Here is a 19904-nt window from a genome sequence, read left to right as displayed (position 1 = left end):
AGGTTCAGGACTCCTTGACCGCGATGGTCTCCACCGTGTTCGCGACGTGCTCGAACGCGTCGGCGGCCTCTTCAAGCACGTCGACGATCTGCTTGAGCTTGAGCACCTCCATGGCGTCGTACTTGCCGTTGAAGAGGTGGGCGAGCAGCTTGCGGTGGATCTGGTCGGCCTGGTTCTCCAGCCGGTTGACCTCGATCCAGTACTCGGTGAGGTTCTCCATGGTCCGCAGGTGGGGCATGGCCTCGGCGGTCAGCTCGGCCGCCCGCGCCAGGACCTCGATCTGCTGCTCGACGCCCTTGGGGAGCTCCTCCACCTGGTAGAGGACGACCAGGTCGACCGCCTCTTCCATGAAGTCCATGATGTCGTCGAGGCAGGACGCCAGGTTGTAGATGTCCTCGCGGTCGAACGGCGTGATGAAGGAGGAATTCAGCTGGTGGAAGATCGCGTGCGTCGCGTCGTCCCCCGCGTGTTCCGCCGCCCGCATCCGTTCCGCGATCTCGACCCGGGCGGACGAGTCCGCTCCGAGCAGTTCCATCAGGAGCTTCGAGCCCGTGACGATGTTGTCCGCGGACGCGGCGAACATGTCGTAGAAGCTCGTCTCCCTGGGGGTCAGACGAAATCGCACGTGAGGTCCTCGGGGTGCATTGGATTCGGTCAGGCTGATGCTAGGCGCATCCTCCAGCCACGGCTAACCGGCAGTTCCCCAGTGTCCTCCATCAGGCAGAGTGAGCGGGTACGGACCCCTGCCGCCGCGCGCGGCGGCCGGTACCCTATACCCATGAGGGGTATGCACCAGCCATGCCCACTGGACGCACCACGGGAGGACGCATGACGACCACCGAAGCAGCGGCGGCCGGCCCCGCGCAGGGCGACGGCCCCGGCGCCCCCGCCGTGCACGGCTACCACCACCAGAAGGACGAGCACCTCAAGCGCCTGCGCCGGATCGAGGGCCAGATCCGCGGCCTGCAACGACTCGTCGACGAGGACGTCTACTGCATCGACATACTCACCCAGGTCTCGGCCAGCACGAAGGCGCTCCAGTCCTTCGCGCTGCAACTGCTCGAAGAGCACCTGCGCCACTGCGTCGCCGACGCGGCGGTCAAGGGCGGCACCGAGATCGACGCGAAGGTCGAGGAAGCGACGAAGGCGATCGCCCGCCTGCTGCGGACCTGAGCCCCGAGCCGCGCGACCAAGGGCGGCGACCAAGGGCAGCGGGACCGGGGACTAGGGGCAGCAGATCGCGCCGAGCACCTCGTCGATCCGGTCCTGACTGAGCCGCTCCTCGGCGGCGGTCGAAGCCGCGATGATCAGCTCGCCGCACAGCTCGATCTCGGCGAGCGCCACGTGGTCCTGCACCGTCATACCGCCTGCGGGAGTCACGCGTGTCACCTCTTCCTGCCGCCATCGGGCATCGGATCGCTGCGCTCCCAGCCTAGGGAGCACGACTCGCTGCGCGCATGACACGGATGGACCATTTCCGGATACCGGGTCATGGCCCGATCGCACCGCCCCGCGCCACCGCACCGCCTAGTCGGCGATCTTCCCTGCGAAAATGTCCCCGCTTGCGGGGAGAACGACCGTCACCGGCGTGCCGAAGCCGTAGAGCAGCGTGGTCGAGGAGACATCGATCACGCCATTGTTGACGTAGCTGAAGCGGTGCCGGACCTTGCGCAGCCGCCCCTCGTGGTCCAGATACGCGTCGAAGGGAACGGCGTCATTGCTGAACCCTTTCGCCGCCGCCTCCAGCGCCGCCCGCACGTCCGGCGACGCGCTCTTCGCGGCCCGCCCGATGTCGGTGGTGCCCGTGTAGTGCCGGACCTTCGTCCCCGACAGGTCGCTCTCGCCGACGTAGGTCACCCCCTCGGCCCCGCGCAGCAGCTCGGCGGCGGTGATCGGATCGGTGGCCCCGCCGGTGACGAGGTTCCCGTCCGCGAGGGTCGTCGTGTCCACCCGGACCCACTTGTCGGCGGGCACGCCCGCACCCCGGTTCTTCATGAACAGGGCGCCGGGGGTGAGCAGCTCGGTGATCGGCCGGTGGCCCGGCTTGCCGGTGACGTCGGCCGGGAGCATCACCAGGAGCTGGCCCATCCGCTTCTTGAAATCGACCCCGCCCTCGCCCCGGATGGTGACCCGGGTGCCGCCGGTGGCCATCTCCATCGCCGTACGGGCCTGGGCACTGCCGCTGCGGGTCAGCCCGTCGGCGGCGCCGCGCACGGCCGCCGTCGGATCACCGGGTGGTCGCGCGTCGGCGCCCGCGGGGGCCCCGTCCGGACCGCCGCACCCACCGATCGTCACCATGGCCGCAACGGCCACGGCCGCCGCCCCCCGCCGCCTGTGCTGGTGCACCACCATCGCCTGCCAACCCCCAACGCATGAACGCTGCTTGCCCGAGGCCCCCACCCGCTCCGGTTAACGAGGCCTGGGGTTCGCCGTCACGGCCCGGGGCACTCCCGCACCCGCACCCGACCCGGGTACCGTGGTGACGTGGACCCGCACCCCTTCGCGCCCTCCGCCCCTCCGCTTCCGGCCGTACCCCGCACGCGCAACTGCGCGGGGCCGACGCCGCCGGGCGCGCACACCATCACCACCTCGGAACGCGGCTCGTTCTGCCTGGCCGTCTGCAGCTGCGGCTGGCGCGGTCCGGCCCGCCGTTCCCGGGACCTGGCCCGCAAGGACGCGAGCGGCCACCTGACGGGGTGACCCGCCCGGAGCCGCCCGGCTCCGATCCGGCCGGCCCGGCCGCCGCCGGCGCGTCGCCCGTTCGGACGGCCCCGCTGGCCGATCCGCCCGCGACCGGATGCCCTGGAGGGGAACCCCCCTCTCCAGAGCGGAGCCCCCGTGCCCGGACGACGACCGGTACGACGACCACGCGGCCGTACGACCGCCCGCGCCGCGGCCCTCGCGGGCGCTCTGCTGCTCGCCCTGGCACCGGCTCCGGCCTGGGCCAGGCCCGTCGCTCCGGCCGGGGCGAAGCCCGTCGGCACGGCCGACGGCCCGGGCGACGTGGCCCTGGCCATCGGGGTCACCTCCGCGGCGGCCGCGGCGACGGGCCTGTGGCTGCGCTCGCGCCACCGCCGCGGGGACACCGACGCCGAGGGGCACCAGGGCCGCCGCGGGCGCGAGGGCGGCGGCCCGTGACCCGGTCCCGCCCGCGCGCCCGACCCGCCGCGGTCCGCCTCTGCTTCGCCGGGGCGGCGCTGTGCCTGCTCTCGGCGGTCCTGCTCGCGCTCTGGAACGCGTACGCCACGGGCTGAGCGCCCGGGCGCGCGCGGCTCAGGCGGCCAGGTCGTTCTCGCGGGGGTGGCCGCCCGGCGGGGTCTGGGCGTGCGGGAGGTCCAGCGGCCGGGGCACGCCGTGCCCCTTGGCCCGGACGATCCACCCCACGCGCGCCGACCCGGCCACCGCCCGCACCACCGGGGCGAGCAGCGCCATCGCGAGGGGCGCGAGCAGCAGGACCACCGCCGTGCCGAGCGCGAGGCCCCCGATGACGTCGGTGGGGTAGTGGACGCCCATGTACACCCGGCAGAAGCCCTGCACCAGGGCGAGCCCGATGCCGATCAGCCCGAGCCTGCGGTGGGCGATGAAGATGCCGACGGCGAGCGCCATCGTGAGGGTGGCGTGGTCGCTGACGAAGGAGAAGTCGCCCCCCTTGCCGGACACCAGCACCTCCAGCCCCTCGTGCTGGCGGAACGGCCGCGGCCGGGCGACGAATTCGCGCAGCGGCACGTTCACGAGCAGCGCGATCCCGGCGGCGAGCGGTGCCCACACCAGCGCGGTGAACGCCTCGATCGCGGCCGGCCCGTCCTGCTTGCGGGCCCCGCGCCAGCACCAGAGCACGAGCAGCACCATGGCGAGCGGCAGCCCGTACTCACCGACGAGCGCGATGGTCCGGTCCACGGCCGCCGGAGCGTGCCGGGCCAGGCCGTTGATGTCGTACAGCAGGCTGACGTCCACGTTCGGCCCACCGGTCGTGAGTCCAGCCATGGCGATGCGGCCCCTTGCCTTGGTTCCCCTGAGAACGCACCCCTGCGTGCGCCCCTTCGACCCCGGTGATCGACCACCGTGTCCATGGAACGCCCGTTCTGGCAGCTACGTTCCACTCTCCACCGAATGATCACTCCAACGTTATCCAAGAGTGACTCATCGTCGCAGCTCAGGGCCTGGACTTAACAGAGAGTCAGCGGCGCGGCGGGCCGGCGCCGCCGCCCCCGCTTACGGGGTCTTCGCGCCCGTGGCCGCGTCCCGCACGGGCGAGGCCGCCGCGCCGTCCTTGGTGACCCGGGTGGCCCCGAAGTAGTCCGGACTGTCGATCTTGTCGAAGCGGATCACGGCGCCGGTGTAGGGCGCGTTGATCATGTACCCGCCGCCCACGTACAGCCCGACGTGGTGGATCTCCCGCGAATTCGACAGGTCGTTGGAGAAGAAGACCAGGTCACCGGGGAGCAGTTCGTCGCGCGAGGGGTGCGGACCCGCGTTGTACTGGTCGTTCGCCACGCGCGGCAGGTCGATCCCCACCGTCTTGTACGCCGCCACCGTCAGCCCCGAGCAGTCGAACCGCCCGTCCTGGTCGGGCGTACCGTTGCCGCCCCACAGGTACGGCGTCCCCAGCTGCTTCTGCGCGAAGTAGATCGCCCCGGCGGCCTGTTGCGAGGGCGCCACCCGCCCGACGGGCTTCGCGAAGCTCAGCGCCAGGGTCGTGATCGTCTTCACGTACCCCTGCGTCTCCTTGTACGGCGGCACGCCCTGGTACTTGATGACCGCGTACGCACCCGCGTTGTAGGCGGCGAGCATGTTCGACGCCGCGTCGCCCGGCACCCCGGCGACGTCCTTGGCCAGCTCGCAGTCGTAGGAAGCGGCGGACGGGATCGCGTCGTTGGGGTCCCAGATGTCCCGGTCCCCGTCACCGTCCCCGTCGACCCCGTGCCCCTCCCAGGTCCCCGGAATGAACTGCGCGATCCCCCGCGCGTCCGCCGGGCTCACCGCCTGCGGGTTCCAGCCGCTCTCCGAGTACAGCTGGGCCGCCAGCAGCGGCGGGCTGATCGACGCGCACAGGTTGCCCCACTTCTGCACCAGCGCCTGGTACTTCGCCGGCACGGCCCCCTGCGCGAGGCCGACACCGCGCCCGCCACCGCCGAGACCGCCCAGCCCCGCGGCCGCGGAGTACGTCCCCACGACGAGCAGCATGACGAAGGTCAGGCACACCCCGACCCCGATCCCGCCCACCATCCAGAATCTGCGCACCCGTCAACCCTCCCCCATGCCCGTCCCCTCAAGGGGGGATTGCCCTCTGTTTCCCCCGTGTCGCGGCCCGTTACCCCACCCGGAACCCCGAACAGGCGATACGCGCGTACGTCTTGGGGTCATCCTCGACGTGGTAGAAGACCACCGTCCAGTCCCCCCGGTCGGACGCCAGCTCCGGCGAACCGGTTCCCTTGCCGTTCACGTAGCTGCGGAACTGCGCCGGATAGCCCAGGCTCAGGTACTCGCCGGAGTCCCAGTTCGCGTAGATGTCGACGGGCACGCTCGTGTAGCCGAGGCTCCCGGACGCCAGCGACGACGGCGGTTTGACGGCCACCGACACGTAATAGGGGGCCGGGCGCGGCCCCCGGTCCGGATCTCCGGCGCCCTTGGGCCGCATCTTCACCGTCATCGTCCTGCCCGGCACGCCGTTGGTCGACGAGGAGACGGTGGAGCTCTCCATCCCGGTACCGGGCGCGTCCTCCTCGCCCACGAGCTCGTTGCACAGCCCACTGTTGTACTTCGCCATCGCCGGATCCGGGTCCACCGCCCAGCGCTCCCGCGAGGTCCGGCTCTGCTCGATGTGGTCGGCGGGCGGCCCGGCGCCCTTCTTCTTCGCGTCCTTCGTGTCCTTGCCGTCCTTCGCGTCCTTCCCGCCGGAGGGCCGCGCACCGGTGCTCGGACCCGCGGAGGCCGATCCGCCGGACGCGGCGCCCGCGGCGCCCCCTCCCATGGGCAGTTGCCAGTAGGCCAGCGACCCCGCCGCGGCCAGCGCGAGCACGCCCCCCAGCCAGACCCCGGCCCGCCGTCCCCGCCTCCCGGGCGCGGGGGCGGGGGCGGGCGCGGGGGCGACGTACTCCGTGGTGCCGTCCGGAGGCAGGGGGTGGGGCTGCTCCCGCCCGTGGTCCGGGAGCACCCGGGTGGCGGCGGGGGCCACCCCGGTCCGGGCCGACGCGGTCGGGGCCGTAGTGGTCCGGGCCGCCGCGGTCGGGGCCGTAGTGGTCCGGGCCGCCGCGGTCGGGGCCGTCGGGACCGCCTCGCGCAGGGCCGCCAGCTCCGCGTACACCGGGTCGTCCACCACCGCCCGCGCCACCGCGCACCGCCGGATCACCTCCGCCGGTGACGGCCGCGCCGCCGGATCCTTCGCGACGCACGCCTCGATCAGCGCCGCCAGCCCCGGCTCCACGCCGGCCGCGTCCACCGGCTCGTGCACCGTCCGGTACCAGACGCTCGCCGCCTCCCCGGAGCCGAACGGCGGCCGCCCGGTCGCCGCGTACGCCAGCGTCGCCCCCAGCGCGAACACGTCCGCCGCGGCCTCGCCCGCGGCGCCCAGCAGCACCTCGGGCGCCGTGAACCCCGGCGTCCCCGGCGCCTGGCCCTCCTGCGTCAGCATGGTCACCCCGACCCCGCGCGCGATGCCGAAGTCGATCAACTGCGGCCCCTGCGCCCCCAGGATCACGTTCTGCGGCTTCACGTCCCGGTGCGTCACCCCCTGCTCGTGCACGCCCGCCAGCCCCTCCGCCAGCGCCGCCCCCAGCGCCCGGCAGGTGTCCGCGGGCAGGGCGCCCCGGCCCCGCACCGCGTGCGCGAGCGTGGGCCCGGCCACGTACTCGGTGGCCAGCCAGTACGGCGCCCGGTCCAGCGAGGCGTCGATCAGCCGCGCGGTGTAGGCGGAGCGCACCTCCCGCACGGTGCTCGCCTCGCGCCGGAAGCGAGCCAACGCCTGCGGGTGCCCGAGTATCTCCTCCCGGACCACCTTGACGGCGACCAGGCGCCCCCCGGGCGACCGCCCGAGGTACACCTGCCCCATCCCCCCGGCCCCCAGTCGGGCCACCAGCACGTGCACCCCGATCCGCGTCGGATCGGTCTCCCTCAGCGCGTCCATGCGCGAGAGCCTGTCACAGGCTCAGCGCGGTGCGACGTACAGGCTCTGCGCACTGCGACCGATGGGACCGTCCTCGTCGTGCAGACGGGCGTCGGCGAGGCCGATACCGGCCGGATCCACGCTGGTTCGGGCCTCCACGCACGCCCACTCGCCCACCGGATGGCGGTGCAGATGGACCGTCAGGTCACCGTTGATGAAGACGTACTTGGCGAAGTCCAGCACCGCGCTGATGCCGTTGCCGGAATCGGCCGCGATCAGCACCCGGTCCAACGGGCGGACCTCCTCCCCCGCGATCAGCGGGACCCGCATCCGCATCCAGCAGGTGGCCGGGCCGGGCTCGACGAACGCGCCCTCGGTGAACCGGGTCTCCATCGCCGTGTGGTAGCCGGTCGACCACGGCACCGGGAAGAACGGCGTGCGCCCCACCGTGTCGGGCGGCGGCACGGCGGGACCCGACCGCACCGCCGGCACCGAGTCCTCGGCCGTACGGATCCGCAGCGCCCGGGCGAACATCACCGGCGCCGCCCCGGCGGGCGCGAGCGCCGCCTCGATCACCTCGGTACCGCGCCCGGCCCGCAGGACCGAAGTGGTGATCTCCAGCGGCCCGATCGGCACCGGCCGCAGGATCTCGTAGGTGATGCGCGCGACCCGCATGTCGTCCCGGGCGTCCGGGCGCTCCTCGACGGCCCGCCCCAGCAGCGCGGCGGGCGGGCCCGCGTGCTGCGAGCCCCGGTCCCACGGCCCGCGCGTGTAAGCGGAGGCGAGGAACCGCCCGGTGTCGACCCGCTCGTAGAACCCCTCGACCGTCACGTCGTCAGCGTCGTCCATGACCCGCACGCTACCGAGAGGTAACCGCGGGGCACCAGCCCCCTTGACGGGACGCGGGACGCCCGGCCGGGCGTCGGGCACCGGCGGGGGACAATGGAGCCGTGTCCAGCTCCCGCCCCGCCCCCGTACCCGTTCCCGCACCCGGCCCCCGCCCGGTACCCGCCGCCGGCCCGGCCCTGCCCGTGCTCCAGGCCGACTGCGCGAACTGCTTCGGCCTGTGCTGCGTGGCCCTGCCCTTCGCCCGGTCCACCGACTTCGCCGTGGACAAGCCCGCCGGCACCCCCTGCGGCAACCTCCAGCAGGACTTCCGCTGCGGCATCCACACCCGGCTGCGCGACAAGGGCTTCCAGGGCTGCACCGTCTTCGACTGCTTCGGCGCGGGCCAGCAGGTCTCCCAGGTCACCTTCGAGGGCCGCGACTGGCGCGCCCACCCCGGCACCTCCCGCCGGATGTTCGAGGTGTTCCCGGTGATGCGCCGGCTCCACGAACTGCTCTTCTACCTCGCCGAAGCCCTCACCCTCCCGGCCGCCCGCCCGATCCACGCCGAGCTGCGGCGCGCCCTCGCCGAGACCGAGGAGCTGACCCGCGCCGACGCCGAGACCCTGGCCGGCATCGACATCGACGCCCGCCGCGCCGCCGTCAACACGCTGCTGCTCAAGACCAGCGACCTGGTACGGGCCACCGCGCCGGGCCGCAAGAAGAACCACCGCGGCGCGGACCTGATGGGCGCCCGCCTGTCCGGCGCGAACCTGCGGGGCGCCACCCTGCGCGGCGCCTACCTGATCGCCGCCGACCTCAGCCGGGCCGACCTGCGCACCGCCGACCTGATCGGCGCGGACCTGCGGGACGCCGACCTGAGCGGGGCCGACCTCACCGGCAGCATCTTCCTCACCCAGGCCCAGCTGAACGCGGCCCGCGGCGACGCCGCCACCCGCATCCCGCCCACCCTGACCCGCCCCTCCCACTGGTCCTGACGCCCCACGCCCGGTAGGCCCGCCCCCGGCTCCCAGCGCCCGCGGTCGGGTCCCGCTCCCCGCGGCCCGGCCCGCACCCCCGTGCCGGGCCGGACCCCGGGCAACGGGACCGGGAGCCGCGTACCGCGCGCCTCAGAGCCGGGCGAGGAACTCCGCCACCGCCGCGGTGAACCCCTTCGGGTCCTCGGTGTGCACCCCGTGCCCGGCGGGCAGCTCCACCAGCCGCACCCCCGGCCGCCGGGCCGCCATCTCCCGCGCGTGCCCCGCCGACAACACCGTGCTGCGGTCCCCCCGGACGAGCAGGGTCGGCTGCCGCACCGCCAGCCAGTCCGCCCAGTGGTCCCCCCGTATCGCCTCGCCGGACGCCACGACGTCCTGCGCCTCGAAGGCCAGGCCCCAGCCGTCCTCGTACTCCCGCACCGAGTCCTCCAGGAAGCCCGCCGCGCTCCCCAGCCCCGCCAGCAGCTCCTCCCGGCCGTCCGCCCGGCGCGGCCACCCGAGCACGAAGGACAGGTCGTCGTCCACGACCGCCCCGACGTCCTCGACCACCACCGCCCGCACCAGCTCGGGCCGCCGCGCGGCCAGCTGGTAGGCGTTGACCCCGCCCAGCGAATGCCCCAGGACCACCGCCGGGCCCAGCATCAGGTGCTCCAGCACGGCCGCCGCGTCCGCCACGTAGCCCTCCCGCGAGTACTCCGGCGCCCGGTCCGAATCCCCGTGCCCGCGCTGGTCCGGTGCGATGACCCGCCACCGCGGCGCCAGCTCCCGGGCCAGGCCCGCGAAGGTCCGCCCCTCCATGAAGTGCGCGTGCAGCGCGAGCAGCGGCTCCCCCGGACCGCCGAAGTCCGTGTACCGCAGCGCGCGCCCGGCCACCTCCACCACCCCCGGCAGCGGCCCGAGCACGTCCCCGACGCGCTCGCGCAGCAGCTGGTACTCCGCCCAGCGGCGCGGCCGACGGTCCACGGGCCGCCGTACGACCCGCCCCGGGGTCACGCTCTCGCCGCGCCGGAACTGCTCCCGGGTCAGGTCGACGCGCATGCCCCCGGCCAGCCGGTTCCAGCAGTGGTAGCCCTCCTGGCGGCCGTCGAGGAAGACCTCGCCCACCATCAGGTCGCCGCCGACGAGGTCCTGGACGACCATCGCCGTGATGTCGCAGTGCCCCCAGGCCGGATTGTCGACGGACCAGGGGATGCCCGTGATGTCCGAGGGGCAGGCCAGGTCGGCCGACCAGCCGGCCCGCAGGGCCGCCTCGATGTCCGCGAGCGTCCAGGGTGTCGTCGTCATGCCCCCAGGCTGCCGCACCCCACTGACAACGGCGCGGGTGCACGGGGGCGTTGGCCACCGGGTCCGCGGCCGGGAACGAAGGCGGCTTCACCCGTTCGCCACACCCGCCGGTGCCCGCCCGACCCTCCGACGGAGTTCTTCGTACCGGCTCCCGCGCCCGCCCGCGCCGCCCCGCAAGGCTTGTGCACCCCTCGTCCGCACCGGGCCGGCGCACACCGCACACACGTGCGCCTTTCGCGCAACCACGCGCCCCCTCGCGGCCGTGACTGTCGGCTATCCACACCCCTACGTTGAGCCACGCAACCGGAAGCTGATCCTCAGCTACCCGCCCAACGGAGGTCCCCGATCATGCGACGCCCGTCCACCACCCTCGGCACCCTCGCGGCCGCCGCCACCCTCGTCCTGTCCCTCGGCGGCTCGGCCCACGCCCAGGTCCAGGCACAGGCGCACCGCGACGAGGGCCCCGTGGTCATCAACGGTCAGGCCGTCTACGGCTACCACGGCTGCCTGCGCCACGACGGCATCGCACGGGTCGAGAACCACTCCGACAACCCGATCGTCATCACCCGCGGCCCGCTCTGCCACTTCGGCTACCCGGCCGGCGTCATCCCCCCGGGCCACTCCGCCCTCGTCCCGCCGTCGTCCAGCATCCTCATCTGACCCGGACCCGCACCCCGCTGGCCCCGCGCACCGGCTCGTGCTTCCGGTCGCGGCGCCAGCGACGGGCGTACGGCCCCCCACGGGTCAGGGCTTGACCAGCGCCGTCCAGCCGGACGGGCAGTTGAGCATCCCCATCGGCGTGTACGTGCAGGAGTTCTCGTACACGGTGCCCGCGGTCGTCAGCACCTTCACGTACACGCTGTTCATGCCCTCGGCCGCGATGGACACGCTGCACGCGTTCCGCGGGTGCCCCGGGTTCTGCGGCCCCGTCAGGTCGCGCCAGTAGTAGGCACCCACCGGCGGCGGCGCCATCCTGCGCACGCCGATGGACGTCTTGCCGTTCACCAGCGCCGCGCTGAACTCCAGGTCGCCGTTGCCCCGCGTCGTGGCCACGTCGGTGCAGTGCCCGGGCGGACCGACCGGACCCCGGTCACCCTTCGGCCCCCGGTCGCCCTTGGGACCCCGGTCACCCTTCGGACCCTTGGGCCCGACCGGCCCGCGCGGCCCCGGACAGCCGGGCCCCCGCTTCGCGCCGGGCGCGGCCTTCGCACCCTTCGCCTTCCTCATGTCGTCGTCCATCCGGGGCTTGCCCTGGCACGTGGCACCGGACGACGTGGGGGCGGCCCCCTGCGCGGCGGCCGACGCGGGACCCGAGATCCCCGCGAACGCGAGCGCCAGCGGCACGACCAGCCCACCGGCCAACCACACGCGCCGGCCAGTCCTTGATGCGGAACCCATCCGTTAGCTCCTTGGGTCGTCTCTCATCGTGGAACGTTTCGCGCTCCGGCCGGAAGCAGGTGGAGCATGACCCACGGACCGACAGAGGGATGGTCCGACATTCCGTCAGTCGATCGATATGTAAGCGGGTTGGGTCAACGACACGCGGCCCCGATCCGCCGAACGGCGGCCACCCGGGCAGACCCGCACCCCGCCTCGCGTACGCCGAGACGACAATCATTGCCCGGGGTCACCCCCCGTGATACACAGAGTGACCTGGTCAGTGGACGTGGGCGGGGCCCGGACCGGGAGATCAGGCAAAGAGAGCCGTCAAGTCGACATACGACGGCGATTTCATCAGCGAAGATAGGACGTGACCCCTGCCATCGGGCAAGGGCATGCGGAACTACCCATACAGGGGCGGTGAGTTACATGATCCTGGCAGCCGAAAAGGGCGACATCACCACCATCATCGGCGGAATCGCCCCGAACTGGGGCCCGTTCGGAAGTCTCGGCAATGAAGCGAAGGTCATGATCGAGGTGGTCATGGCCGTCGCGATCCTGCTCTGCCTGGGCATCGCGATCTGGGGAGCGGCCAAGCAGCGCATCGGCGCGACCGCCCTGCGCGACACCTTCAGCGCCGAACAGGGCAAGGGTCTGATCGTGGCCGGTCTGACGGGGGTGTTCATCATCGGCTCCCTCGGCACCCTGTTCACCATCGTCTACGGAATGGCCGTCTAGCCACGCCGCCGGCTCCCGACCCGATGAGGACTCAGCACACCGCGTCCACGCGGCCACCAGCGCTACCGTCGTACGACGCCGAGGGGGCGGACAGGGAATGAGCCACGACGACCAGTACGGCGGCACCGGCCCAGGCCACGGCGAGGTCGGCGGCACCGGCCAGACCCGCACGCGCCTCCCGGACTCCCCCTCGGACCCCTACCCGGGCCCCCGCCGCGGCCCCCGCCCCTCCCGCGGCCTGGTCACGGTCGTCGGCGTGGTCGTCCTCCTGATCGCCGCCATCGCGTTCGCGAACCAGAACCAGGACTCCCCCACCACCCCCCCGACCAGCAAGTCCCCCACCTCCACCTCGACCTCAGCCACAGGCACCCGCCCGGTCGACGGCAAGAACGGCACGATCCCCCGCGGCTTCGCACACGACGAACAGGGCGCCCAATCAGCGGCGGCGAACTTCGCCGTGGCGTTGAGTTCTGACGGGATGTTCGATCCGGTGCGCCGCAAGGCCATCATCGAAGCCGTATACCCGCCTGACGTGGCCGGAGCCCGGCAGGGCGAGCTGGACCGGGTCTACTCGGGGCAGGAGTTCCTCGCGCGGATCGGTCTCGACGCCACGGGTAAGGCGCCCAAGGGCCTGACATTCGTCTCCCGCACGAGTCCGGTGGGTACCAAGGTCGAGAAGTTCGACGCCGATACCGCGAGCGTGTCCGTCTGGTACTCCTCGCTCTTCGGCCTGGCGGGCGAGGGCTCCACGAACCCCGTGTCGGAGAGCTGGTACACCAACACCTTCGAACTCAAGTGGGTCAACGGCGATTGGAAGGTCTCGACCTTCACGCAGAAGGACGGCCCAGCGCCCGTGGGACGAGACCAGAACGCCGCCACCGCGGACGAGATGGCCAAGGCCGTGTCGCAGTTCGGAGGGTTCACCTATGCACGCTGACCGCCGCCTGCTGGCGATCACCTCCGTGCTCGGGGGCATTCAGACCACAATGGTCCTGCTCTCCGCACGAGCGTTCGCCGCCCCCGCTCCGACGCCCACGCCGACGCCGACGCCGACGCCGAGCAACAACCCGTGCGACCTGATCAGGGGCCCCGCCAAGGAATTCTGCGAACGGGACAACGGCAACCCCGGCGGAGCCCCCCGCACGGGCCTCTCCCCCTCCGACCCCGCCGACGCCCTGAACCCCCTCGGCTCCCTCGCCAAGGGCTGCGCCGAAGCCGCCGCCTGGATCGTCGGCAAGCTCAGCCAAGCCGTCAACGGCACCGCGAAGGTCGACTTCACCAACCCCGCCTTCCTCAAGCAGTACGCCGTCGTCTTCGCCGCCTCCACCATCCTCACCCTCGTCCTGTGGCTCTTCGCCGTCGCCAAGCGAGCCATCCGCGGCGTCCCCTTCACCACCGCCATGTCCGAAGCCATCGGCTTCCTCTGGCTCACCGTCCTCGCCTCCGCCTTCACCCCCCTGATCCTCTACACCGTCGTGTCCGCCACCGACGGCGTCACCCAAGTCATCGCCACCGCCACCGGCGGCCAGAGCGACGTCTTCTTCGGCTCCTTCTCCGAGGCCCTCAAGAAGGGCGAAGACATCGGCGGCGGCCCGATCATGCTGATCGTCGTCGCCCTCGTCACCGTCCTCGCCGCAGGCGTCCTCTGGCTCGAACTCGTCATCCGGGCCGCCCTCCTCTACGTCGGCGCCCTCCTCGGCGTCGTCGTCTACGCCGGGCTCGTCGACCGGAACCTGTGGGGCCACGTCCGCCGCTGGGCGGGCATCATGATCGCCGTCATCCTCGTGAAGCCGGTCATCGTCATCGTGCTCGGCCTCGCCGGGGCCCTCGCCGGCGAGAAGGGGCCGAATGCCTTCTCCGCCGTCGTGTCCGGCCTCGCCATCATCATTCTGGCGATCTTCGCCTCCGCGATGATCTACCGTTTCGTTCCCGGCTTCGGCGACGAGATCGCCTCCGCCCGCTCCAACCGCAGCAAGGCCACCGACGGCGCCCAGGCGGCCGCCGTCATCAGCTCCCCGGCCTCGCTCGTCTCCCAGGGCATCAAGACCCACAGCAGCCGCGGCTCCCACCGCGCGGGCGACGGCGGCGGAGGCGGACAATCCGCCCCCCGCCCCGCCAACCCCCTCTCCGGAGGCGTGGCCGCCCACAGCAGCCGCCCCTCCGGCGGATCCGGTGGCGGATCCGCCACCCCGCCGCCCCGCACGAGCACCGGCACGAGCAGCACGAAGAACACAGGAGGTGACGGGCGTTGACGACCCAGTCCCACCAGATCCACCCGGTCGCGCCCCGCCGCACGTATCTCATCGGCCGGGCCCGGCCGAACGCGATCGTCGGCAAGAACCGCGAGACCGGCGAGATCGCGCTGATCATCGCCGGTGCGTTCCTCGGCATGATGAGCGGACTGCTCGTCCCCGGCATCGCCCCGCGCATCGCCATGCTCGCGGGCTTCCCCGTGGTCGCCCTCGCCGCCGTGTACGTCCCGTACAAGGGCCGCACCTTCTACAAGTGGTTCGAGATCAACCGCAGCTTCAAGCGGACCCTGCGCCGCGGTACGGCGTACCGCTCGGCCGCCATGGAAGCGGGCGTCCGCGGCGTCGACGGCCGCGAGGTCGAGGTCGGCCCGCCCCCCGGCATCGGCCGGATCAACTGGCTCGCCGCCCCCTTCGGCCCCGACGAGATCGCCGTGCTCCTGCACGCCGACCGCCGGACCGTCACCGCCGCCATCGAGATCGAGGGCCCCGGCGTCGGCCTGCGCGACAGCGAGGACCAGGAAGCCCTCGTCGACCGCTTCGGCACCCTGCTCAAGCACGTAGCCAACGGCGACGGCTTCGTCACCCGCCTCCAGATGCTCGCCCGCACCCTGCCGGCCGACCCCGACGCCCACGCCAAGGACGTCGCCCAGCGCGGCGACGTGACGGCCCCCGGCTGGCTCCGCGACTCCTACGACCAGCTCCAGTCGATGGTGTCGACCTCCTCCGAGCAGCACCGCGCGTACCTCGTCGCCTGCATGCACTTCACCCGCGAGCTCGCCGCCGAAGCCGTCACCATCGCCCGCGCCTCGACCCCCCACAAGGGCCGCAAGCTCGACCGCGACGCCGGCCTCGCCATCGTCATGGCCCGCGAGCTCACCGACATCTGCGCCCGCCTCGCCGAAGCCGACATCCGCGTGCGCCAGCCCCTCGGCCAGGGGCGCCTCGCCTCCCTCGTGCACTCCATGTACGACCCGGACCACCCCATCGACCACATCCAGGCCATGACCAAGCGCAACGCCTGGCCCGCCGAACTCGACGCGATGGAACCCACCTACCTCCAGGCCAAGACCCGCGAGTCCTCGACCCGCGCCCCCTGGTGCCACGCCACCGCGTGGGTGAAGGAATGGCCGATGACCCCCGTCGGCGTCAACTTCCTCGCCCCCCTCCTCGTCCACACCCCGGACGTCATCCGCACCGTCGCCGTCACCATGGACCTCGAACCCACCGAGATCGCCATCGAGCGGATGCTGACGGAGAAGACCAACGACGAGGCCGACGCCAGCCGCGCCGCCAAGATGAACCGCACGGTCGACCCGCGCGACATCGCCGCCCACGGCCGCCTCGACCAGCGCGGCGAAGACCTCGCCAGCGGCGCCGCCGGAGTCAACCTCGTCGGCTACATCACCGTGTCCTCCAGATCCCCAGAGGCCCTCGCCCGCGACAAGCGCACGATCCGCGCCTCCGCCGGCAAGTCGTACCTCAAGCTGGAGTGGTGCGACCGCGAGCACCACCGCGCCTTCGTGAACACACTGCCGTTCGCGACCGGCATCCGACGCTAGCCGGAGGGAAGAAGCCGCCATGCGAGATCCGCTGTCCGCGATGTCGGACGCCTTCACCAGCTTCCTCTTCGGAAAGGTCGAGACGACCCGACTCCCCGTACGCACCTCCACCGGCCAGGCCCAGGCCGTGTACCTGCCCACCGCCGCCCCCGGCCTCGGCGACTCCGGCGTCATCATCGGCCGCGAGGTCTACAGCGGCAAGGGCTACATCTACGACCCCTTCCAGCTGTACGGCCAACAGCTCCCGGCCCCGCACTGGCTGGTCCTCGGCGAATCCGGCAACGGCAAGTCCGCCCTGGAGAAGACCTACGTCCTGCGCCAGCTCCGCTTCCGCGACCGGCAGGTCGTCGTCCTCGACGCCCAGGGCGAGGACGGCGTCGGCGAGTGGAACCTGATCGCCCAGCAGCTCGGAATAATGCCCATCCGGCTCGACCCGGTGGCCGCCCTCGACGGCGGCGTCCGGCTCAACCCGCTCGACCCGGCGATCACCACCACCGGCCAGCTCGCACTGCTGCGCACGATCATCGAGGTCGCCATGGGGCACGGCCTGGACGAACGGTCCGGCTTCGCCCTCAAGGTCGCCCACGCCTACGTCAACGAGACGATCACCAACCGGCAGCCCGTACTGACGGACATCGTCGAGCAGCTGCGCCACCCGGAACCCGAATCCGCCGAGGCCATGAACGTCGGCATAGACGACGTACGCGCCTGGGGCCTGGACGTCGCCCTCGTCCTGGACCGCCTCGTCGACGGCGACCTCCGCGGCATGTTCGACGGCCCCACCTCCGTCGGCATCGACCTCGACGCGCCCCTGATCGTCTTCGACCTCTCCCACATCGACCGCAACTCCATCGCCATGCCCATCCTCATGGCCATCGTGGGCGTATGGCTCGAACACACATGGATCCGCCCGGACAGGAAGAAACGGATCTTCCTGGTCGAAGAGGCATGGCACATCATCAACTCGCCCTTCGTCGCCCAGCTCTTCCAGCGCCTCCTGAAGTTCGGCCGCCGCCTCGGCCTGTCCTTCGTCGCCGTCGTCCACCACCTCTCCGACGTCGTCGACGGCGCCGCCGCGCGCGAAGCCTCCGCCATCCTCAAAATGGCCTCCACCCGCACCATCTACGCCCAGAAAGCCGACGAGGCACGCGCCACCGGCCGCGTCCTCGGCCTCCCGCGCTGGGCCGTCGAGATCATCCCCACCCTCACCCCCGGCATCGCGGTCTGGGACGTCAACGGCAACGTCCAGGTGGTCAAACACCTGATCACCGAGTCCGAGCGCCCCCTCGTCTACACCGACCGCGCCATGACGGAATCCTCGGCAGCGCACCAGCTCCCCGACGAGCTGCTCGCGGCCGAACTCGAAGCGGAGGAACGAGCCCTGCTCATCGAACGGCACCGCAACGGCGGCCACGGCCCCGGCTCGGCGACCACGGTGGCCTGAGGATGGCCGACGCCCGCCGTACGGACGCACACGGACCCACCGGAGCACAGCGCGGCGGCATCCCCGACGGCCTGCTGCTCGCCCTCCTCGGCTTCCTCCTCGGCCTGGCCCTCCTGGTGTGGTCCGCCACCGGCCTCGCCGCCTGGTTCACCCGCGGCGCCTGGCCCGACACGGTCAGCTTCGGCAACACCCCCGGGGCGATCCGCGCCCTGATAGCGCAACCCCACGACGTGGCGGGCGCCTGGCCGGCCACCGACCCGGCCGCCCTGTCGGGTTGGGGCCTGTTCTGGGGCACCTTCATCAGCCAGCTGCTCGTGCTCTTCGTCGCCACCGTCTTCGTGATCGGCATCGTCGCCCGCACGAAGTCCCGCCGCGCCCTGGCCCGCCGAGCCCCGGCCACCGAACCGGCCCCCGAACCGGCCCAAGCGTCGGTGCCCGCAGCGACCGCCGTCCCGCTCCAGCCCGCAGCGCCGTACGAGCCCCCGCACCCCGCACCCCGACCGACCCCGGCGCCCATCGCCCACGCCCCGGCCCGGGCCCACGCCCCGGCCCGGGCGCCGGCCCCCACCGACGAGGCCTACCGCTACGGCTTCGGCTACCCCCCTGCGGCCACCCCGCCGCAGCCCGCGGCAGCCGGCATCCCGCTACCGGCCCCCGCACCCACGACCGCGCTGCGGTACGCCGCCCCGGCCGAGCGCCACCGGGCCGCGGCCGACCGCATCCGCGCGGCGGAGGGCGCCGCCCTCATCGTGACCTCGTCCCCCGCCCTGTGGGCCGAGACGAAGGACGCCCGCGCCAAACTCGGCCCGGTCCTCCTCTACGACCCCGCCCACCTCTGCGACACCCCGGCCCGCATGCACTGGAACCCGGCCGAGGGCTGCGCCGAGCGCGACACCGCGGCCGCCCGCGCCGCCGCCCTGCTGGCGCCCGTACGCCCCCAGGCCCGCATCGACGCCGCCGTCGCCGACACGGCGGAAACGCTCCTGCGCAGCTGGCTGCACGCCCTGGCCCTCGACAGCAGGCCCTTCAAACAGCTCCACCGCTGGGCCCAGGGCACGGGCGCCCAGGAACCGGTCCGCATCCTGCGCACCCACCCCCACGCGGCGCCCGGCGCGGCGGGCGAGCTCGAAAGCGCCCTCACCGCCCACCCGGAACGCCGTGAACAGGCCCAGCACCTGACGGCGCGTGCGCTGAGCTGCCTGTCCTCCATCCACGTCCGCGAGTCCTGCAACCCGAACCGAACGGATTCGCTCACGCTGGCATCGTTCCTGACCGAAGGGGGCAGCCTGTACGTGGTGGGCGAGCCCCTGGAGGACCCGCGCACCCACCCGGGTGCGATGCCCCTGCTGACCGCACTCACCGCAAGCGTGGTCGAGCACGGCCGTCGCATGGCCGCACGGTCATCCCACGGTCGGCTCGACCCACCACTGTCGCTGGTCCTGGACGACATCGCCGCCGTCGCCCCGATCCCCCAGCTCCCCGCGCTCCTGGCCGACGCCACGGGCCTCCCGGTCCTGGCCCTGTGCCGCAGCCGCGAACAGGCCCGCTCCCGCTGGCCCGAAGCCGACCTCCCGCTCGCCGCCCACTAGGGGGTCCCCGGCCCGGATCAGGGACGCGAGATCAGGTACTCCCACTCCATGGACCCCGAATCGCCGGCGAGCGGCACCAGGGTCCCGCTCGCCACGAACCCGAACCGCCGGTAGAAGGCCCCGGCCCGCGCGTTGTCCTCGTGCACGAAGAGCCGTACGCGCTCCAGCGCCGGCTCCTCCAGCGCCCAGGCCCAGTCCAGCGCCGCCCGGAACAACTTCTCCGTGAGCCCGGTCCCGCGCTGCTCGGGCCGTACGAACACGCCCACGAGGTGACCCTGCTCGACCGGGATCTCCTCGCCGAAGTACCCCTTCGTCCCGGCCTGCTCGACGAGCACCGTCACGGACCCGACCCAGCGCCCGTCGGCCGCCTCGGCCACGAACTGCCGGGCCCCGCGCCCCTGGGCACCCCGCTCGGTCCGCCCCTGCCAGAAGTCGTCCGGCTGCGCCGCGGCCTGCTCCGCGGACTCCAGGAAGGCGATCGGCGCCACCGGGTCGGCGAGCGCGACCAGCCGGAGCTCCTTGACCTTCTCCCACTCGTCGGCCTTGATCTCGCGTATCACGTACGGGGTGCTCTGGTTCATGCGCCAGATCCTAGACCGGCACCCCACCAGGAGTTCCACCCATTTCCGGTGCACCCCTTTCTGGTCCGGAACGCAGAAAAGCCCCGCACCATAAGGTGCGGGGCTTTCCCGGAAAAATTGTTCGGCGGCGTCCTACTCTCCCACAGGGTCCC

At 72.7% G+C, this 19904-nt stretch carries 21 protein-coding genes; 11 read left to right on the top strand and 10 right to left on the bottom strand.

Annotated features, from left to right (window positions below; all coding sequences use genetic code 11):
- Positions 1-4: 4 nt before the first annotated feature.
- Positions 5-625, bottom strand: a complete 621-nt coding sequence (locus ACIQWR_RS24720; RefSeq protein ID WP_399269375.1) for a DUF47 domain-containing protein — start codon at positions 623-625, stop codon at positions 5-7.
- 203 nt (positions 626-828) lie between these two features.
- Here ACIQWR_RS24720 and ACIQWR_RS24715 point away from each other — a divergent pair, with 203 nt between their 5' ends.
- Positions 829-1173: a metal-sensitive transcriptional regulator gene (locus tag ACIQWR_RS24715; RefSeq protein WP_354384547.1), complete on the top strand. Its 345-nt coding sequence runs from the start codon at positions 829-831 to the stop codon at positions 1171-1173.
- Positions 1174-1224: 51 nt separating this feature from the next.
- Here the strand turns inward: ACIQWR_RS24715 and ACIQWR_RS24710 are convergent, their stop codons facing one another.
- A complete protein-coding gene (locus ACIQWR_RS24710) occupies positions 1225-1380 on the bottom strand; it encodes a hypothetical protein (protein WP_399269372.1) in 156 nt (51 codons plus the stop codon).
- A gap of 147 nt (positions 1381-1527) precedes the next feature.
- Entirely contained in the window at positions 1528-2352 is an 825-nt protein-coding gene (locus ACIQWR_RS24705; protein WP_399269370.1) for a hypothetical protein, read from the bottom strand.
- A gap of 132 nt (positions 2353-2484) precedes the next feature.
- On the opposite strand from ACIQWR_RS24705, the gene ACIQWR_RS24700 reads away from it, so the two are divergent.
- Positions 2485-2700: a hypothetical protein gene (locus ACIQWR_RS24700; RefSeq protein ID WP_404013338.1), complete on the top strand. Its 216-nt coding sequence runs from the start codon at positions 2485-2487 to the stop codon at positions 2698-2700.
- 138 nt (positions 2701-2838) lie between these two features.
- A complete protein-coding gene (locus ACIQWR_RS24695; RefSeq protein WP_404013335.1) occupies positions 2839-3138 on the top strand; it encodes a hypothetical protein in 300 nt (99 codons plus the stop codon).
- Between the two features lie 135 nt (positions 3139-3273).
- On the opposite strand, the gene ACIQWR_RS24690 is transcribed toward ACIQWR_RS24695, so the two are convergent.
- The 4 genes from ACIQWR_RS24690 to ACIQWR_RS24675 all read right to left on the bottom strand — a co-directional run bounded on the left by ACIQWR_RS24690 (position 3274) and on the right by ACIQWR_RS24675 (position 7951).
- On the bottom strand, positions 3274-3984 hold the full coding sequence (locus ACIQWR_RS24690; protein ID WP_404013332.1) for a phosphatase PAP2 family protein: 711 nt from the start codon (positions 3982-3984) through the stop codon (positions 3274-3276).
- Between the two features lie 228 nt (positions 3985-4212).
- Positions 4213-5226, bottom strand: coding sequence for an NlpC/P60 family protein (locus tag ACIQWR_RS24685; RefSeq protein ID WP_404013862.1), 1014 nt, complete (start codon positions 5224-5226; stop codon positions 4213-4215).
- Positions 5227-5311: 85 nt separating this feature from the next.
- Positions 5312-7123, bottom strand: coding sequence for a serine/threonine-protein kinase (locus ACIQWR_RS24680; protein ID WP_404013329.1), 1812 nt, complete (start codon positions 7121-7123; stop codon positions 5312-5314).
- 21 nt (positions 7124-7144) lie between these two features.
- Positions 7145-7951: a thioesterase family protein gene (locus ACIQWR_RS24675; protein ID WP_399269360.1), complete on the bottom strand. Its 807-nt coding sequence runs from the start codon at positions 7949-7951 to the stop codon at positions 7145-7147.
- A 176-nt stretch (positions 7952-8127) separates the two neighbouring features.
- Here ACIQWR_RS24675 and ACIQWR_RS24670 point away from each other — a divergent pair, with 176 nt between their 5' ends.
- Positions 8128-8925, top strand: a complete 798-nt coding sequence (locus ACIQWR_RS24670; RefSeq protein ID WP_404013859.1) for a pentapeptide repeat-containing protein — start codon at positions 8128-8130, stop codon at positions 8923-8925.
- Positions 8926-9057: 132 nt separating this feature from the next.
- On the opposite strand, the gene ACIQWR_RS24665 is transcribed toward ACIQWR_RS24670, so the two are convergent.
- Positions 9058-10209 carry an alpha/beta fold hydrolase gene (locus ACIQWR_RS24665; protein WP_404013324.1) on the bottom strand — a complete coding sequence of 384 codons (1152 nt, stop codon included), beginning with the start codon at positions 10207-10209 and terminating at the stop codon, positions 9058-9060.
- A gap of 348 nt (positions 10210-10557) precedes the next feature.
- Here ACIQWR_RS24665 and ACIQWR_RS24660 point away from each other — a divergent pair, with 348 nt between their 5' ends.
- A complete protein-coding gene (locus tag ACIQWR_RS24660) occupies positions 10558-10869 on the top strand; it encodes a hypothetical protein (RefSeq protein WP_404013322.1) in 312 nt (103 codons plus the stop codon).
- 84 nt (positions 10870-10953) lie between these two features.
- Here ACIQWR_RS24660 and ACIQWR_RS24655 read toward each other — a convergent pair whose 3' ends face one another.
- Positions 10954-11577 (bottom strand): hypothetical protein, encoded by a 624-nt coding sequence (locus ACIQWR_RS24655; protein WP_404013319.1) that lies wholly within the window; start codon positions 11575-11577, stop codon positions 10954-10956.
- A 441-nt stretch (positions 11578-12018) separates the two neighbouring features.
- Here ACIQWR_RS24655 and ACIQWR_RS24650 point away from each other — a divergent pair, with 441 nt between their 5' ends.
- The 6 genes from ACIQWR_RS24650 to ACIQWR_RS24625 all read left to right on the top strand — a co-directional run bounded on the left by ACIQWR_RS24650 (position 12019) and on the right by ACIQWR_RS24625 (position 19171).
- Entirely contained in the window at positions 12019-12327 is a 309-nt protein-coding gene (locus ACIQWR_RS24650; RefSeq protein ID WP_008742356.1) for a hypothetical protein, read from the top strand.
- Between the two features lie 97 nt (positions 12328-12424).
- On the top strand, positions 12425-13264 hold the full coding sequence (locus ACIQWR_RS24645; RefSeq protein ID WP_404013316.1) for a hypothetical protein: 840 nt from the start codon (positions 12425-12427) through the stop codon (positions 13262-13264).
- Positions 13254-14579 (top strand): hypothetical protein, encoded by a 1326-nt coding sequence (locus ACIQWR_RS24640; RefSeq protein ID WP_404013313.1) that lies wholly within the window; start codon positions 13254-13256, stop codon positions 14577-14579. The genes ACIQWR_RS24645 and ACIQWR_RS24640 overlap by 11 nt, the downstream gene beginning before the upstream one ends.
- A complete protein-coding gene (locus ACIQWR_RS24635) occupies positions 14576-16138 on the top strand; it encodes an SCO6880 family protein (protein WP_404013310.1) in 1563 nt (520 codons plus the stop codon). Before ACIQWR_RS24640 ends, ACIQWR_RS24635 begins: the two co-directional genes overlap by 4 nt.
- A 19-nt stretch (positions 16139-16157) precedes the next feature.
- A complete protein-coding gene (locus ACIQWR_RS24630; protein ID WP_399269346.1) occupies positions 16158-17582 on the top strand; it encodes an ATP-binding protein in 1425 nt (474 codons plus the stop codon).
- Between the two features lie 2 nt (positions 17583-17584).
- On the top strand, positions 17585-19171 hold the full coding sequence (locus ACIQWR_RS24625; RefSeq protein ID WP_404013308.1) for a type VI secretion protein: 1587 nt from the start codon (positions 17585-17587) through the stop codon (positions 19169-19171).
- Between the two features lie 17 nt (positions 19172-19188).
- Here the strand turns inward: ACIQWR_RS24625 and ACIQWR_RS24620 are convergent, their stop codons facing one another.
- Positions 19189-19752 (bottom strand): GNAT family N-acetyltransferase, encoded by a 564-nt coding sequence (locus tag ACIQWR_RS24620; protein WP_404013306.1) that lies wholly within the window; start codon positions 19750-19752, stop codon positions 19189-19191.
- Positions 19753-19904: the final 152 nt, after the last annotated feature.

Source organism: Streptomyces sp. NPDC098789, from assembly GCF_044759975.1.
In the GTDB taxonomy this organism is placed as follows: domain Bacteria; phylum Actinomycetota; class Actinomycetes; order Streptomycetales; family Streptomycetaceae; genus Streptomyces.
The sequence above is the reverse complement of the archived record's forward strand: the minus strand, read 5'-3'. Positions and strand labels throughout refer to the sequence as shown.

Excerpts from the sequence above, each read along its gene's own strand:
- ACIQWR_RS24690 (WP_404013332.1), bottom strand. The coding sequence starts at position 3,984 with ATGGCTGGACTCACGACCGGTGGGCCGAACGTGGACGTCAGCCTGCTG.
- ACIQWR_RS24625 (WP_404013308.1), top strand. The coding sequence starts at position 17,585 with ATGGCCGACGCCCGCCGTACGGACGCACACGGACCCACCGGAGCACAG.
- ACIQWR_RS24640 (WP_404013313.1), top strand. The coding sequence starts at position 13,254 with ATGCACGCTGACCGCCGCCTGCTGGCGATCACCTCCGTGCTCGGGGGC.
- ACIQWR_RS24660 (WP_404013322.1), top strand. The coding sequence starts at position 10,558 with ATGCGACGCCCGTCCACCACCCTCGGCACCCTCGCGGCCGCCGCCACC.
- ACIQWR_RS24680 (WP_404013329.1), bottom strand. The coding sequence starts at position 7,123 with ATGGACGCGCTGAGGGAGACCGATCCGACGCGGATCGGGGTGCACGTG.
- ACIQWR_RS24705 (WP_399269370.1), bottom strand. The coding sequence starts at position 2,352 with ATGGTGGTGCACCAGCACAGGCGGCGGGGGGCGGCGGCCGTGGCCGTT.
- ACIQWR_RS24665 (WP_404013324.1), bottom strand. The coding sequence starts at position 10,209 with ATGACGACGACACCCTGGACGCTCGCGGACATCGAGGCGGCCCTGCGG.
- ACIQWR_RS24620 (WP_404013306.1), bottom strand. The coding sequence starts at position 19,752 with ATGAACCAGAGCACCCCGTACGTGATACGCGAGATCAAGGCCGACGAG.
- ACIQWR_RS24630 (WP_399269346.1), top strand. The coding sequence starts at position 16,158 with ATGCGAGATCCGCTGTCCGCGATGTCGGACGCCTTCACCAGCTTCCTC.
- ACIQWR_RS24675 (WP_399269360.1), bottom strand. The coding sequence starts at position 7,951 with ATGGACGACGCTGACGACGTGACGGTCGAGGGGTTCTACGAGCGGGTC.
- ACIQWR_RS24645 (WP_404013316.1), top strand. The coding sequence starts at position 12,425 with ATGAGCCACGACGACCAGTACGGCGGCACCGGCCCAGGCCACGGCGAG.
- ACIQWR_RS24650 (WP_008742356.1), top strand. The coding sequence starts at position 12,019 with ATGATCCTGGCAGCCGAAAAGGGCGACATCACCACCATCATCGGCGGA.
- ACIQWR_RS24715 (WP_354384547.1), top strand. The coding sequence starts at position 829 with ATGACGACCACCGAAGCAGCGGCGGCCGGCCCCGCGCAGGGCGACGGC.
- ACIQWR_RS24685 (WP_404013862.1), bottom strand. The coding sequence starts at position 5,226 with ATGGTGGGCGGGATCGGGGTCGGGGTGTGCCTGACCTTCGTCATGCTG.